This window comes from Hymenobacter sp. APR13 (assembly GCF_000737515.1).
Classification (GTDB): domain Bacteria; phylum Bacteroidota; class Bacteroidia; order Cytophagales; family Hymenobacteraceae; genus Hymenobacter.
The window spans coordinates 3,701,781-3,717,057 of record NZ_CP006587.1; the positions used below are offsets into that span (position 1 = coordinate 3,701,781).

Annotated in this window: 12 protein-coding genes; 5 read left to right on the forward strand and 7 right to left on the reverse strand. The window is 63.4% G+C overall.

Features of this window, described 5'->3' with window-relative positions; translation table 11 throughout:
- Positions 1-19 precede the first annotated feature (19 nt).
- Positions 20-4,108 (reverse strand): PAS domain S-box protein, encoded by a 4,089-nt coding sequence (locus N008_RS15445; protein WP_052381611.1) that lies wholly within the window; start codon positions 4,106-4,108, stop codon positions 20-22.
- 141 nt (positions 4,109-4,249) lie between these two features.
- On the opposite strand from N008_RS15445, the gene N008_RS15450 reads away from it, so the two are divergent.
- The gene (locus N008_RS15450; RefSeq protein WP_052381612.1) at positions 4,250-5,392 is read left to right on the forward strand and encodes a glycosyltransferase; all 1,143 of its coding nucleotides are present in this window, start codon (positions 4,250-4,252) and stop codon (positions 5,390-5,392) included.
- Positions 5,389-6,312, forward strand: coding sequence for a tRNA (adenosine(37)-N6)-dimethylallyltransferase MiaA (miaA, locus tag N008_RS15455; protein ID WP_081910842.1), 924 nt, complete (start codon positions 5,389-5,391; stop codon positions 6,310-6,312). Before N008_RS15450 ends, miaA begins: the two co-directional genes overlap by 4 nt.
- A 269-nt stretch (positions 6,313-6,581) precedes the next feature.
- Here miaA and pfkA read toward each other — a convergent pair whose 3' ends face one another.
- Positions 6,582-7,553, reverse strand: coding sequence for a 6-phosphofructokinase (pfkA, locus tag N008_RS15460; RefSeq protein ID WP_044018907.1), 972 nt, complete (start codon positions 7,551-7,553; stop codon positions 6,582-6,584).
- A gap of 261 nt (positions 7,554-7,814) precedes the next feature.
- Here pfkA and N008_RS15465 point away from each other — a divergent pair, with 261 nt between their 5' ends.
- On the forward strand, positions 7,815-8,240 hold the full coding sequence (locus N008_RS15465) for a TerB family tellurite resistance protein (protein ID WP_044017299.1): 426 nt from the start codon (positions 7,815-7,817) through the stop codon (positions 8,238-8,240).
- Positions 8,241-8,323: 83 nt separating this feature from the next.
- Here the strand turns inward: N008_RS15465 and N008_RS15470 are convergent, their stop codons facing one another.
- The 4 genes from N008_RS15470 to N008_RS15485 form a co-directional block, all read right to left on the reverse strand.
- Positions 8,324-9,517, reverse strand: a complete 1,194-nt coding sequence (locus N008_RS15470; protein ID WP_044017301.1) for an aspartate aminotransferase family protein — start codon at positions 9,515-9,517, stop codon at positions 8,324-8,326.
- 111 nt (positions 9,518-9,628) lie between these two features.
- Positions 9,629-10,108, reverse strand: a complete 480-nt coding sequence (locus N008_RS15475) for a hypothetical protein (RefSeq protein WP_052381613.1) — start codon at positions 10,106-10,108, stop codon at positions 9,629-9,631.
- Between the two features lie 33 nt (positions 10,109-10,141).
- Positions 10,142-10,603 (reverse strand): hypothetical protein, encoded by a 462-nt coding sequence (locus N008_RS15480; RefSeq protein ID WP_044017303.1) that lies wholly within the window; start codon positions 10,601-10,603, stop codon positions 10,142-10,144.
- Positions 10,604-10,687: 84 nt separating this feature from the next.
- Positions 10,688-11,230 (reverse strand): RNA polymerase sigma factor, encoded by a 543-nt coding sequence (locus N008_RS15485; RefSeq protein ID WP_044017305.1) that lies wholly within the window; start codon positions 11,228-11,230, stop codon positions 10,688-10,690.
- Positions 11,231-11,383: 153 nt separating this feature from the next.
- On the opposite strand from N008_RS15485, the gene N008_RS15490 reads away from it, so the two are divergent.
- The gene (locus tag N008_RS15490) at positions 11,384-12,031 is read left to right on the forward strand and encodes a hypothetical protein (protein WP_052381614.1); all 648 of its coding nucleotides are present in this window, start codon (positions 11,384-11,386) and stop codon (positions 12,029-12,031) included.
- Between the two features lie 46 nt (positions 12,032-12,077).
- Here N008_RS15490 and N008_RS15495 read toward each other — a convergent pair whose 3' ends face one another.
- On the reverse strand, positions 12,078-12,818 hold the full coding sequence (locus N008_RS15495; protein WP_044017307.1) for a DUF481 domain-containing protein: 741 nt from the start codon (positions 12,816-12,818) through the stop codon (positions 12,078-12,080).
- A gap of 102 nt (positions 12,819-12,920) precedes the next feature.
- Here N008_RS15495 and N008_RS15500 point away from each other — a divergent pair, with 102 nt between their 5' ends.
- Positions 12,921-15,206: a DUF5060 domain-containing protein gene (locus N008_RS15500; protein ID WP_044017309.1), complete on the forward strand. Its 2,286-nt coding sequence runs from the start codon at positions 12,921-12,923 to the stop codon at positions 15,204-15,206.
- Positions 15,207-15,277 lie beyond the last annotated feature (71 nt).

Sequence of the window (15,277 nt, forward strand, 5' to 3'; positions counted from 1 at the left end):
TGCGCAGGCAAAAAGGAACTCAATCCACGCTGGTTAACGCGAGATACTGGGTTTTGAATTGGTTGAAATAACGCAACAAATTCTGGAAATCCTTCTCTATGTTTTGGGTGGGGTTCAGTTTCAGCTCGTGCTCTAGGTGTTTGGCGCATTCCGCCAGGGCCGTAAGCCCTAACGTAAAACCAGTGCCCTTTAGCTGGTGCAAATGTGGTAAAATCCCGGCGTACTGCCCGCCACTTACCAACGTTTCGGCTTCTGCCAGGAGCTGGCCGGCTTCTTCCTCGAAGTCCTGATAAAGCTGCGCCGCAAACTCGGCCCCGCCCAACTGGCGCAGCTGCTCCAGCACTTCCGGATCGATAAACAGGGGCGGATGGGCGGCCGGTGCAGGCACTACCGGAGCTGGGGCCGGGGTTGCAACCGGAGCCGGCGCTGCTTCGCCGCCGGGTGGCAGCAGGGCCGGGCCCGCCAGCACCCAGCGGCGCAGCACGGCATGCAGGTCTTGGCTTTTCACGGGCTTGGAAACGTAGTCGTCCATGCCTTCATTCACGAAGCGCTCTGCATCCTCCTTCATGGAGTAGGCCGTCATGGCCACTACGGGCGGGCAGGCGCTGCCCAGCCGCCGCCGGATTTCGTGCATGGCCGTGACGCCGTCCATCTCCGGCATCTGGATGTCCATGAAAATCAGGTCGAAAGGCGCGGTGCTGCTGGTGGCCTTGCTGATGGCCTCGAAGCCGTTGTCGGCCATTTCAATCTCGCAACCCAGCTTGTCGAGCAGCCGGGTGGCCACCTTCTGGTTGATGGGGTTGTCGTCGACGAGCAGCACCCGGGGAGGCGTATCGAAGCGGGCAATATCTGGGCCCCGCTCGCGGGAGGCCAGGCGCTCCTGTACGATTTCCTCTTCGTTGTGCGCCGCCCGGCATACCAGCGTAAACCAGAACGTGCTGCCGTCGCCCTCGTTGGAGAGCATCCCGATTTCGCCGCCCAGCAGGGCCGCCAGCTGCTTGCTGATGGCCAGCCCCAGACCCGTGCCGCCAAACGATTTGGTGGGCGTCGTGTCGAGCTGGGTGAAGTTAGTGAAGAGCAGTTTGGCGTTGTCTTCGGAAATGCCAATGCCCGAATCTTGCACGGCAATCCGCAGCATATACTCGTCGCCGGTGCGCGAGACGGTCGAGACGATGATGCTGACGGTGCCCTGCGCCGTGAACTTGATGGCGTTGGAGGTGAGGTTGCTCAGCACCTGCAGCAGACGCGTTTCGTCGGAGATGATGAAGCGCGGCGTGCCGGGCGCAATGTGGTAGGTGAAGGTGAGACGCTTCTGCTGGGCGCGGTTCGAGAACAGCGAGTGAATCTTGTCCAGCGTGTAGTGCAGGTCCATGCCTTCCTCGTTGAGCTGGAGCTTGCCGGCCTGAATCTTGGACAGGTCCAGAATGTCGTTGAGGATGGCCAGCAGCGCGTCGGAAGACTTGCGCAGCGTGTCTACATACTCTTCCTGCTCCTCGCTACTCACGGTCTGGTGCAGCAGGTCAATCATGCCGATGATGCCGTTCATGGGCGTGCGGAGCTCGTGGCTCATGTTGGCCAGGAACAGCGTTTTGGCTTCCAGCGCGGTTTCGGCGGCCTCCTTGGCGTGGCGCAGGTCGTCCTGCATCTGCTTGAGGCCTGTAATGTCGCGCCCGATGCCTTCGGTGCCGCCGGGTCCGTCGAGTACGCGCCGCGCATTCACGAGCACGCTCACGGCGTGGCCGGCCTTGTGGCGCATGGCTATTTCGAAGTTGCGGGCCTCGCCATGTTCCTGCACGCTACGCAGCAAAGTTTCGCGCTCATTAGGGTACAGATAGTAGTCAGTGATGGAGGTACCCGTCACTTCCTCGGGCGTGTAGCCCAGCATTTCCTCCACCGAGGGGCTTACCAGCGTCAGGATGCCTTTGCCGTCGGTGCGGTAGTACACGTCCTGGAACGACTCGAAGATGGCGCGGAACTTCTCTTCCTGCGCCGCCAACTCCAGCTGCCCACGCTTTTTCTCCGTGATATCGTGGGCAATGCCCGAAATTTCCTCGAACGAGCCGTCGTCGAGGTAAATGGGGTTGAGGAAGATTTCGCGCCACGAATCGGCCCCGCGGGCGTCGCGCAGGCGCACCTCAAACCGCTGCGGATGGCCCTGGAACGCCTTGCGGTAGTTGTCCAGGAACAGTTCGCGCGGCTCCTTGTCCATCATGGCCAGGTCGGCCTGGAACAGGTTCACGTTGGGCGTGGGATACACGCCGTTGCGGCGCAGGAAATAGGCAGCGTAGTTGCGGTTGAAGCTGGTCAGGCGGGAATGGGTGTCCACGCTCCACATCAGGTGAGAGCCGCTTTCGAAGATGGCGTTCAGGCGGGCGTTCTGCTTCTGAATCTGCACCTCATTGCGCTTGCGCTCAATAGCCAGCGCCACCTGGTTGGAGATAAAGTGCAGGATTTCCAAGTCGGTGGGGGCGTAGGCGTCGGCCTTGTAGTAGTCCTGCACGGCAATCACCCCGATAATCCGCTCGCCAATGCTCAGCGGCGAGCACAGCATCACCTCCGGCATCAGCCCGTAGGCCGTGATGGTGCCGTTGGCAATCAGCTCTTCCAGTTCGTGGCGCAGCATATACTGCGGCCGCCCCGTGCGGATGATGTACTCCGACATGCCCGACGAAAACGGCCGCGACACGGCACCCGTCTCGCCCTGCGAGTTCTGGTCGACGAAGTAGGCAAACTGCAGCTGGGTGCGGGCCTCGTCGCAGAGGGCAATAAAGAAGTTGTTGGTTTCAATAATCTTGCTCAGCTCGCGGTGAATGGCGCCGTAGAGCGAGTGCAGATCCTTGGAGCTGATGGCTAGGTTGGCAATGCTGTAGTACACCTTCTGCAGCCGCTCCGCCTTGATACGGTCCGTAATGTCGTGCAGAATGGCGCGGGTACTCACTGGCTCGTCGTCCTGCCAGGAGCAGGAGATGGAGCCGATGAGGTGGACGGGCTTACCGGTTTTGGTGAGAAACACGGTTTCCAGCTTGTTCACCTTTTCGCCCTTGTAGAGGTTGCGCAGCTGGTAAAGCAGCTTGGCCTTGTAGTAGGGGTGCACCACGTCGGAGAGCGTGAGGTGGGGCAGGTCGTCGTCGTCGTAGCCGAGCTTTTCCTTCCAGGCCTTGTTCACGAACAGCAGCCGGTTGTCGATGCTCAGGTTCTGAATCAGGTCGTGGGCGTTGTCGAGGAAGTCCTGCAGCCGGTTGCGGTTGTCGGTGAGGGCGCGGGCGGCCACATGGCGCTCTGTGAAGTCGCGCCCCACCATGAAGATGCCGGTAATCTGGCCCTGCGTGTCGTGGGCGAATTCGGCGTGCCAGTACACCATGCGGGTTTTGCCGCTTTTCGTGACAAGGGCCCGCTCGTAGAAGTCCTGCAGGTGCTCCGTCTGGATGATGTTCCGGTAGTTCTCCTCGTTGGCGGCACGGGTAGCAACCGGCGAAAACAACTGGTTGTAAACGTGCCCCAGCACTTCGCCCCGAGTATACTCAGTGAAGTCGAGGAAGAAGTCGTTGACATCAAGGATGATGCCTTCGCGGTCGAGCCGAACGTAGCTCAGGGTGGTGCGGGAGAGCAGGTCGCGCAACTGGTGCTGGCTGTGGTCGATGAGGCGCTGCTGGGTGGTTTGCTCGTAGCGCTGGCTATCCTGGGTGACGTCGCGCAGCACCAGTTGCACGCGCACCGGGCCCTCGGGCAGGGTCAGGCGGTGCAGGGTAGCCCAGGCCGTGAGCGGGCTTCGGCTGCTAGGGTAGCGGCCGCTCCAGCGGGCCGAAACCTTCTCGCCGGTGCGAGCAGTACGGCGGATGGCTTCGCGGAGGTGGCTTTCATCGCGCCATTCCTCGGCGTAGCCGGGCAGGCGCACGGCACCGGGCACTGCCAGTGCCATTAGGCCGGTTTGCTGGAGCTGGGCCAGGGTGGTGCCCAGCAGGCGTTGCGCGGTGTTGTTGCAGTCGAGCAGCTGGCCCTGCTCGTCGTAGAGCATCTGGGCATCGTAGGCCTCTTCAAACAGAGCGCGGTACAGATCAGGAGGCGAGGCCACGGCAGACGAAGCCAGCGGAATGGCGGATTGCGGCATGAGGGAAGGCAGTGGCGTCGGCGGCAACGACAAGAAACTACCGCCGGGGCCAGGTTTAACCGTTAAATTTGTCGAAAATATCCCAAACCCCCTGCGCTTTTTGCCCGGAGCCCGCTGTGGCCAGAGGCGGCGCTTCCTTCTATGGCTGCACCGCGCCTGGTTTTTACCGTCACCACCGATCTGAATTACGACCAGCGGATGCAGCGCATTTGCGGCTCGCTGGCGCGGGCCGACTACGCGGTGCTGCTGGTGGGGCGGGAGTGGAGCACTTCGCGGCCGCTCACCCCGCAGCCCTACCAGCAGCACCGGCTGCGCTGCCGCTTCCAGCGCGGCAAGCTGTTTTACCTGGAGTTCAACCTGCGGCTGCTGTGCTACCTGTGGGGCCAGCGCGCCGCCGCCTGGTGCGCCATCGACCTGGATACGGCGCTGCCCGTGTGGCTGCGGTCCCGCTTTGCGGGCCAGCCGCTGGTGTACGACGCCCACGAGCTGTTTACGGAAGTGCCCGAAGTGGTGGCGCGCCCGGCCGTGCAGCGCCTGTGGCGCGCCGTAGAGCGGTTTGTGGTGCCGCGCGCCGCCCTGGCCTACACCGTGGGGCCGGCGCTGGCCCGGCTGTTTGAGAGCCGCTACGGCCGGCCGTTTGAGGTGATCCGCAACATCAGCCGCTTGGAAGCCACGCCCCTGCCGCCCGCTCCGGCCGCCGCGCCTGAGGGCGGCTACATCCTGTACCAGGGTGCCCTCAACGCTGGGCGCGGTCTGGAGCAACTGCTGGCGGCCATGCCCGCCGTGGCAGGCCGGCTGGTGATTTGCGGCGAAGGCGACCTGTCGGAGGCGCTGCGGGCGCAGGCGGCGGCGCTGGGGCTCACCCAGAGCGGGCAGGTGGAGTTCCGGGGCTTTGTGCTGCCCGATGAGCTGCGCGAGATTACGCGCCACGCCGGCCTGGGCCTCAACCTGCTCGAAAACAGGGGCCTGAGCTACTACTATTCGCTGGCTAACAAATTTTTCGACTACCTGCACGCCGGCATTCCGCAGGTGGTCACCGACTTTCCGGAGTACCGCGCCCTCAACGAGCAGTACGACGTGGCCGAGCTGGTGCCCGACCTGAAGCCCGACACTCTGGCCGCCGCTCTCAACCGCTTGCTGCCCGGTGGCGAGGCTGCCCGCTACCACCAGTTGGCTGAAAACTGCCGGCTGGCCCGCCCGCAGCTCAGCTGGCAGCACGAAGAAACCCGGCTGCTGGCGCTGTATGCCGCGCTGGTCGGCCCTCCCCAACCTGTTTCCGCATGAGTGTTCTTTCTGATCTGATAACTACGCTGGAGTTGCAGCTGGCCACTGCTCCGGGCCCTACGCTGGTGGTGGTGGCCGGCCCCACCGCCGTGGGCAAAACGGCGCTCAGCGTGCAGCTGGCCCAGCATTTCCGCACCGAAATCGTGTCGGCTGACTCGCGGCAGTTTTTCCGGGAGATGAGCATCGGCACGGCCAAGCCCACTCCTGTCGAGATGCAGGGCGTGCCGCACCACTTCATCGACTCGCACAGCATCACGGAAGACTACAGCGCCGGCCGCTTCGAGGCCGATGCGCTGCGGGTGCTAGCCGAGCTGTTCGGCCGCCACGAGGTAGTAGTGCTCACGGGCGGCTCCGGCCTCTACCTGCAGGCCCTCACCGACGGCCTTGATGAGCTGCCCACTTCCAACCCGGACCTGCGCGCCCAGCTGCAGCAGGAGCTGGCTGCCACCGGCCTCGCGCCGCTGGTGGAAGAGCTGGCCCGCCTCGACCCCGTGGCCCACGCCCGCATCGATAGGCAAAACCATCAGCGAGTGCTGCGAGCCGTGGAAGTGTGCCGCGCCACCGGGCAGCCGTTCAGCAGCTTCCAGACCGGGCGCACGGCCGCCAGCCGGCCCTTCCGCATCATCAAAACGGCCCTCACCCGCGAGCGGGAAGTGCTGTACGAGCGTATCAACCAGCGCGTCGACGAGATGCTGGCCGCGGGCCTGCTGGCTGAAGTGGAAAGCCTGCTGCCCTTCCGCCACCACAACGCCCTGCAAACCGTGGGCTACCAGGAAATCTTCGGCTACCTCGATGGCCTCTACGACTGGGAAGAGGCCGTGCGCCTGCTCAAGCGCAACACCCGCCACTACGCCAAGCGCCAGCTCACCTGGCTCCGCCGCGACGCGGAGTATCAGTGGGTTGAATTGTTAAATGGTTAAATGGCCGAAGGGCTGGCCGTGCTGTTAGCCCCGGAGGGGCGGCATGTTGGTAGCCATCCGGCCCGCCTGAAACGACAAAAAGCCCCAGCGGGGCGACACCCTGTCCGCGCGGATAAGGTGTCGCCCCGCTGGGGCTTTTGTTATGGGAAAGCGGCTGGTATCTACCGATATGTCGCCCCTCCGGGGCTAACAAAACGGCCAGCTGCCAGGCCAGTCAGCTAACCGGTCCGCAGACCAGTCAGCCATTTAACAATTCAGCCATTCAACCATTAAACACTCAGAATCTCTACCATGCGCATGAAGCTCTGGTTGATGAGTTTCTTCTTGTTGATAGTGTCGGAGAAGGGCGTGTAGACGAGCTTGCGGTCCACGATGCCGGCCATGACGTTGCGCATGCCATTGAGCAGGCCTTCCACGGCCGCAATGCCGATCTGCGAGGCCAGCATGCGGTCGGCAGCGGAAGGAGCGCCGCCGCGCTGGATGTGCCCGATAATGGTCACGCGGGTGTCGAGCTCCGGAATGGCTTCCTTCACGCGCTGGGCCACGGTGTGGGCGTTGCCTTCTTCCTCGCCTTCGGCTACTACCACAATGAACGAGGTTTTGGAACGGCGCCAGCTGTTTTGCAGCGAGTCAATCACGGCCTCGGTGCTCATCTGGGTTTCCGGAATCATCACAATTTCGGCCCCGCCACCGATGGCGCAGGGAATGGCAATGTAGCCGGAGTCGCGGCCCATCACTTCCACAAAGAAGCAGCGGTCGTGCGAGTCGGCTGTGTCCCGGATCTTGTCGATGGCCTCCAGGGCCGTGTTTACGGCCGTGTCGTAGCCGATGGTGTAGTCGGTGCCGAACAGGTCGTTGTCGATGGTGCCGGGCGCGCCCACGGTGGGGATGCCGAACTCCTGCTCGAAGAGGGTGGCGCCGGTGAAGGTACCGTTGCCGCCGATGGCCACGAGGCCTTCGATGCCGTTGTTAACCAGCTGGTCGAACGCCTGCTGGCGGCCTTCCTTGGTCATGAACTTCTGGCTGCGGGCCGACTTGAGGATGGTGCCGCCTTTCTGGATGGTGTTAGCCACCGAGGCCGAGTCGAGGCGCACGAATTCGCCCTTGATCATGCCGCTGTAGCCGCGCATGATGCCATACACCTCAATGCCGTGGTAAACGGCCGTGCGCACCACGGCCCGAATGCAGGCATTCATGCCCGGTGCGTCGCCGCCGCTGGTGAAAACTGCAATACGCTTCATCATACTTCTTGTCAAAAATGCCCGTTCCGCCCTCCCCGGGAAGGCGGAACGGGCAAAGGTGGCAAATCAATAGCGAAAAGCCGCTCCGAATTTGGGAACAGCAACAAAATTATGGCAAAGCCGGCTATCTGTTTTTTTTCGGGCTGCGTATGCCCAGCAGTTGCAAACCTGTGCCAAGCCTAGTAACTTCCACTTGCCGCCCCCGGCCGGGCGGTTTTTTTTGTTTCTTTTCCGTCTGCCCTTCCTAAGCCGCACCCACCTATGTTTGGTTTTTTTGAAAACGAGCAAACCCGCAAAGTCAAGAGCCATATTCAGAACCTGGCGGCGCTGGCCAAGGCCGACGGCCACATCGATGAGCGGGAGATGAGCTTTATCGTAGCCGTGGGCAAGAAAAACGGCATCCGGGCCGACGAAATCCGGACGCTGGTAGCCAACAGCGCCAACAGCCGCATGATTGTGCCCGACAACGACTCCGAGCGATTCGACCAGATTTTTGACATGGTGGACATGATGCTGGCCGATGGCATCGTGGACGACAACGAAATGGACTTCTGCACCATCATGGCCGAAAAGCTGGGCTTCCGCAAAGACGTGGTTGGCCTGCTCATCAAGCAGATTTCGCAGGGCGTGAAAGACGGCATGGACCGGGACAGCATCAAAACCGACACGCAGGCGTTGTTGAATTAAAAAGTAAGAATTAGAAATTAAAAACTGGCCGTTCAACGCCCCGTTTGGGAATCGTTGAACGGCCAATTTTTTATGCCTGACTCTTACGCTACAATGGCCGATATGGCCCGGAGCAGGGCGGCGCAGGCCTCGTCGATTTGCTCATTGGTGATGATGAGGGGCGGGGCGAGGCGCAGGGAATTGTCGCAGAACAAGAACCAGTCGGTGAGGATGCCTTCGTGCTCCAGGGCGTGGTCGATGATGGGCTTGAGGACCTCGAACGAGTCGAACTCCACCGCCATCAGCAGGCCGCAGCCGCGCACCGCCCGGATGGCCGGATGCACCAACTGCCGCCGGAAACGGGCCGCCTTTTCGGCCACGCCGGCCAGCATGCCTTCTTCCTGAATGGCCTGCAGCGTAGCCAGTGAGGCCGCGCACGACACCGGATGCCCGCCGAACGTGGTGCAGTGGCCCAGGATGGGGTTGGTTTTGAAGCCCGCCATGATTTCCTGCGACGAGATGAACGCCCCGATGGGCATACCGCCGCCCATGCCCTTGGCACAGACCAGAATATCGGGCGTGATGCCGAATTGCTCGAAGGCCCAGAGCGTGCCGGTGCGCCCGAAGCCGCACTGAATCTCGTCGAGAATGAGCAGGGCGCCTACTTCAGTGCAGCGCTGGCGCAAAGCGGGCAGGTAGCCGGGCTCGGCCACGCGCACGCCGGCCTCGCCCTGCACCGTTTCCACGATGACGGCGGCCGTGTGCTCGGTTATCAGGGCCAGATCCTCTAAGTGATTGTAGCGGAAGTGCTGCACGTCGGGCAGCAGGGGGCGGTAGGAGTTCTTGAAGCCCTCGGAGCCGGTGATGCTGAGCGCGCCGTGCGTGGAGCCGTGGTAGGCATTGTGGCAGCTGATAAAGCCGGTGCGGCCGGTGTGGCGCTTGGCCAGCTTCAGGGCGCCCTCAATGGCCTCGGTGCCGGAATTGGTGAAGTACACCGCGTCGAGGTGGGCGGGCAGGGTGGCGTGCAGGGCTTCGGCCAGCAGGGCCGGCGGCGCCTGCACCAGCTCGCCATACACCATCAGGTGCAGGTACTTGTCGAGCTGTTTTTTTATGGCCTCGATGACGCGGGGGTGGCGGTGGCCGACGTTGCTCACGCCGATGCCGGAAATCAGGTCGAGGTAGCGGCGGCCGTCGGGGCCGTACATATACACGCCCTCGGCCCGCTCAATTTCCAGCAGCAGCGGAAAATCGGAGGTTTGGGCTTGGTGGCGCAGAAAAAGCTGGCGAGTGGTAAGCATATGCGGCAAAGGTACGGCACCGGCCGCGGCCAACGGCCGGCCCCGGGTAGGTAGCAGGCAACAAACGGGCAACAAAAAAGGCTGCCGCGGCAGCCTTTTTTGTGGGAGAAGTTAGTCGTCGAGGCCGGGGCCGCCGCCGGGGGGCAGGCCACCGCGCCGGTCGGCTACGCGCTTGAGTACGTCGCGGGTGAACTGCCGCTCAGCCACGAACAGCTTGCCGACCTGCCGGATGGTGAGCACCTTCTGAAACTTGTCGAAGTACTCTTTCTCCAGATTCACTTCCTGCTGGCGCAAGGCCAGGGCCTGGGTCAGGTTGTCCTTGATCTGGGCGTCGGAAAGGCCGTCGGGCTCGTCGGTGCGGAGTAGGCGCATGCGGCGGTTCAGGTCGCGGCGCTTCTGCGTGAATTCGTTGTAAACGGGCCAGAAACGCTGGGCCTGGTCCTGGGTAAGCGCTATTTTTTCGGTGAGGTAGGCGATTTTAGCGTTTTCGAGCTGGCTCAGGCGGCCACCCGGGCGGACGCCTTTCTGGGCCACGGCCGGCACGGCAGCCAGCAGGCACAGCAGCAGCAGCGTACGGAAGAGGTAGTTCATGGGAGTGAAAGTCGGGAGAGAAGACAAGGCGAATTATAGATAGGTTTCGTCGGTGGGCTGGGCATCGAGCACGTCCTGCAACTCGGCGGAAGAGGCCTGCAGGTAGCTTTCGGGCAGGGCCTGGGCTGTGGCGGGCAGTTCGGCCAGGTCGGTGAGGGTGATGCGCTGCTCGTTGGCCAGCAGGTACTCTACCAGTTCGGTGCGCGGCACGCTGGCCAGCGTGCCGGCGGCCGGCGTGGTGGGCACTGCGCCGGGCCCGCTCAGCAGAAACGAGGCCGCGAAGCTGCCCAGCACCACCGTAGAGGCCAAGGCCGTGCGCAGCGGCGCCGAGAGGGCCGCCAGCCAACCCGGCACGGCCAGCGGGCCGGAGGCCATGGCGTGCGGCTCCACGCGCTGCATCACGCGCATCGGCAGCTTATCGAAATAGCCGTCCGGCGGCGGTGCCAGCGGCTGCGGCCGGCGCGGATGGTCATCCAGACGAAAAGGAGTTTTCATGGCACTTAGAAGCAACTCAGGCAGTAAGGTTTAATCGGGGTGTTCGTTGTCAGTTGGTGGATATCGACACTGACAACTGACAACTCATTCAGCATTTGTGATGTAGGCTTCGATTTTCTTGGCGGCGTGGTGGTAGGAGGCTTTCAGGGCGCCTACGCTGGTGCCGGTTACTTCGGCCATCTGCTCGTAGGGCATTTCGTCGTAGTAGCGCAGGTTGAACACGAGGCGCTGCTTGTCGGGGAGCGTGAGAATGGCTTTCTGCAGGCGCAGCTCGATTTCGTCGCCGGCCAGGCCCGGGTCGGCTTCCACTTTGGCCGTAAGCTCGGCCGCCACATCATGGATGGGCAGGAAGAACTTGCGGCGCTTGCTTTGCAGGAAGTTCAGGCACTCGTTGGTGGCAATGCGGTAAATCCAGGTGTAGAGCGAGGCATCCTGCCGGAAGTTCTCCAGGTGCTTCCACACTTTCACAAACACGTCCTGGGTGAGGTCGTCGGCGTCGTCGTGGTCGATGACCATCTTGCGCACGTGCCAATACACCTTAGTCTGGTACTTGCGCACCAGCTGGTTGAAGGCCACGTTGCGGGAGGCCGGGTCTGCGAACTTGCGGAGGATGTCCTGGTCTTCCAAGCAGAAGATGGGGTTAGGCGGGGCGGAGAGCGAGCGGTTGGCCGGTTAGAGTGGCAGGGCTGGCCTGGGTTTAATCAGGGACGAATAAAAAGCACGGCGGGCGCCGAAACAGCAGGGGCCGGCGCTATCTTGGCGGCTTATTCATACGCTGCTATGGCCTCAAAAATATTCTATCTGGACGAAAGTAAGCAGGATGCTATTGTGCTCAAGTGGGGCCTGCTCTGGAGAAACTTCACCATTCACAAAGACGGCCAGCTGATCGGTAGCCTCCATGGCACCACCGAGCTGGAGCGCGGCGACACGTTTCTGCTGCCCGACGGCCGCTCGTTGCGCGTGCAGCTCACCCGCAAATTCGTGTTCAGCCAGGGCCTGGATGTGCTGCTGGATGGCCAGACGCTGCCCGGCAGCCACACGCACCCGCAGCAGCAATTCCGGCAGGGGCTATACACACTGCTGTTTTTGGCGGTCGTAAATATTGGGCTGGGGCTGCTGGCGCTGCTGCCGGGGATGCTGATGCTGCGGCAAATGGGCTTTGGTTCTGGCCTCATCGGGGCAGGCCTGATCTACGCCGGACTGGCTTGGTGGGCCTGGAGCCGGAAATCAGCCGCGGCCATGTACTGCGCGCTTGGGCTGTTTGTGCTGGATTTTGTGGCGGGCATCGTGCTGTCGACCACCGCGGGCGGCAGTGCTACAGGCGCCATGTTCATGCGCCTGTTCATTGGCGTTCTGCTGCTGAATGGTGCGCAAGGGGCCAAAGTGCTACGCGGGCAGCAGGAACCGGTAGCGGAAGGAAGCGTGTAAGCAATGCGGCGTTCAGCTGCCGGGAGACGGCCACCACACAGCGCCGCTACCGCCGCGTGCTGTACGACAGGCCCACCGTGACGTTGGTGTTTTCCGGCACCCGGCCTTCGCTGAACTGGCTCTCGAAGGAGTAGTTGTAGGAGAAGCTGACAGCCAGCTGGCGCGTGAGCTTGAGGGCGGCGGTGGTGAGGTTGCTGAAGCGGTAGTTGCCGAAATCGGCCAGGGAAGGCTGGTAGAACGTAGTGGAAGCCAGCGTCAGAATCCGCACCGACCAGGCGGCTTTCAGGCGCACCGAGTTGCGGGCCGTTACCTGGCGGCGGCCATCGAGGAAGCTGGTTTGCTCCCGGATGATGAGGTTGCTGACCGATACTTCGCGGCCCAGCGTGTCGGAGTAGAAGGCCCTGCCGGGCCCGGCGCCCACCTGCGTGCGGCTGGTGATGCCGCGCAGGTTGCTTTGCTCGAACCCGCCGAGGGCGTAGGCCCGGAACCGGCCTTTATAATAGTAGGGCGTGGCATTGAGCAGCAGCTCCCGCTCGCGCAGCCGCTTGTCCTGCCGGCCAAAGATGAAGCTGCCGGTCAGGGGCAAACCGAAGTGCTGGCCGCGCGTGAACGTGAGGCTCTGGGTGGTGGACAGCAGCGTGCGGTTGACGCCGCCGCGGCTGTAGGCGCCCGTCAGCTGGGTGTTGTAGACGATGAGCGTGGTGTCGGGCTGCTGCTGGTTCTGGGCCTGGGCCCGGCGGGCGGGCAGCAGCGCAACGAGCAGGAGCAGGAGGAAAGATAGGCGCATAAGCAAAGGAAATAGCACAGTCGGCAAGCCGTAAAACCGCGGAAAAACCCGTTTCTTCCCGCTTTGCCGGCGGCCCCAAACTTACGGCCGTCCTCCGTGCCTATGAAGCTGCTACTGCATTTTATCCTGTGTGTATGGCTGAGTGGCCTGGCGAGCGGCCCGGCCTGGGCCCTGCGCATCACCGAGCACCGCCGCGTGGGCACGGCGGCGCCGGCGCGGCTGCAGAAGCTGGAGTTGGGGTTGGCCCTGGCCACGGCCCCGGTGCAAAACCCCTACGACCCCGCCGAAATAACGGTGGGGGCCGAGTTTACCAGCCCCAGCGGCGTGGTGCACCGGGCGGTGGGCTTCTGGTACCAGGATTTCCGGCGCTGCACCACCTGCGCCCCGTTTCCGCGCCAGAGCGCCACCGACACCTGCACCTACTGCACCACCTGCCCCGAAGACCCGCGCTACCTCGTGCCCGTGCCCACGCGCCTGCCCTGGCGCATCCGGTTTGCGCCGCCCGAAGCCGGCCGCTGGAGCTACCGCCTGCTGGTGCGTCACCAAGATTCCAGCACCGTAAGTGCGCCCACCTACTTCACTGTAGCCGCCGCCGACAACCCCGGCTTCGTGCGGGTGCACCCCAACGGCCGCAACTTCGCCTTCGCCGATGGCCGCGTGTTCTTTCCGCTGGGCATGAACGTGGTGAACAACGGCGTGGAAGAGCGCTACACCCGTCTGCCGTACCACGATGTGCGCGACGGGATCCGCAAAATAGCCGACAACGGCGGCAACTTCGCCCGCCTGATGCTGATGCCCGGCCAGTTCAGCCCCGAAGGCTCCGACAGCCCCGCCGGCTGCTACGACGCCCGCCAGAATCGCGCCTACGACCTCGACGCGCTGGTGGAGCAGGCTGCCCGCCGCCGCGTGTACCTGCAGATTGCGCTGTCCTCGGTCACGGACATTGCCGACAACGGGGAGGTGGGGCAGGCCTGGCAGCGGCACCCGTACCGGCAGCGGCTGGGCCCGGATGCGCCGCCCATCCGCTTCTTCACCGATTCCGTGAGCCGGCAGCTGTTCCGGCAGCGGATCCGCTACGTGGTGGCCCGCTGGGGCTACTCGCCGGCCATTTTCGGGCTGGAAATGATGAACGAGGCCGACCTGTTCGGCGGTAAAGCCGACAACTTCTGGAACCCCGGCAACTCGGCCCGCGTGGGCAGCTGGGTGCGCGAGATGATAGCCTACGCCCGCACCCTGGCCCCGCAGTATCTCTACACCAGCTCCCTGGGCTACGCCTTCAGCGGCGACTACCCGGGCCCCGATGGCAAGCCGCTCTACCAGGCCCCGGAGCTGGATTTCGTGCAGGACCACTACTACAGCTCCGACCTGAACGTGGAGCACCAGCGTGCCTACCTGGCCCGGCGGGCGGCCGTGCATTTCCCCGGCAAGCCCTACCAGCTGGCCGAGTTTGGCCTCGGCATCGAAAAGCAGTGCTGGTACGGCAGCTCCAACTTCACGGCCCCGCGCTACCCGCCCGGCGTCCGCTACCACGACCTGATTGAGATGCACAACACGCTCTGGTCGTCGGCGTTCAATGGCTCGGGCGGGGCGGCGCTGTATTGGTGGGCCAATCAGGTGTTCGGGATCTGCTACGGCGGCCAGTACCACTATTTCAAGCCGCTGCAGCTGTTTCTGGCCGGTAGCCCCATCTTCAGTGAAGACTATGAGGTGCTGGCCAGCGCCTGCCCCGGCACGGCCGGCCCCAAAGACACGCCGCACACGCCCACCACGCCCGGCAACTGCGTGCCGGTGTGGGCCGCCGGCAGCCCCGTCAAGGACACCGTTTCGCTGGAGCCCGGCGGGGCTTTCACGTCTGACACGCGCCTGGAAGTGTTTGCCCTGCGCAGCCCTGCGCAGGTGCTAGGCTGGGTGCACAACCGGGCTAGCTACTGGTACCAGCTGCCTCACCAGGCCGGCTCGTTCACCGATACCTCCTGCCTGCTTTTCAACGACAACCAGCCCAGCACCCCCGACAGCATTACGGCCCTGGTAGGCCAGACCGTAAGTCTGCCCGGTATGGCCCGCCCGGGCCGCTACCGCTTGGAGTTTTTCAGCACCTATCCGTTCTATGCCCTCAGCGCCGGCGGCTCGGTGGCGCAGGGCGGGCGCATCACCCAATTCACCACCGAGGTGCGCACCGATGCGGCCGGCCAGCTCACGTTCACGGTGCCGCCGCTGCGTCCGCTGGGCCGCCCGCCCTTCGCGCCCGACTACGGGTTTCGGGCCACCTGGCTGCCGGATACCACGCCCAACGTTACCTCGAAAGCCCCTGCCAACTCCGCCCCTAAAAAGCAAACCACCCGGCCTGCAGTTCGCAAGCCTGCCACCCAGGCTACTCCTCGTCGCTAGCCGTCAACTCAGGCGCTTTGCCTGGCTACATGCTTATGTGATACCGCCGCATCCTTCTATTTCCTAGCTTG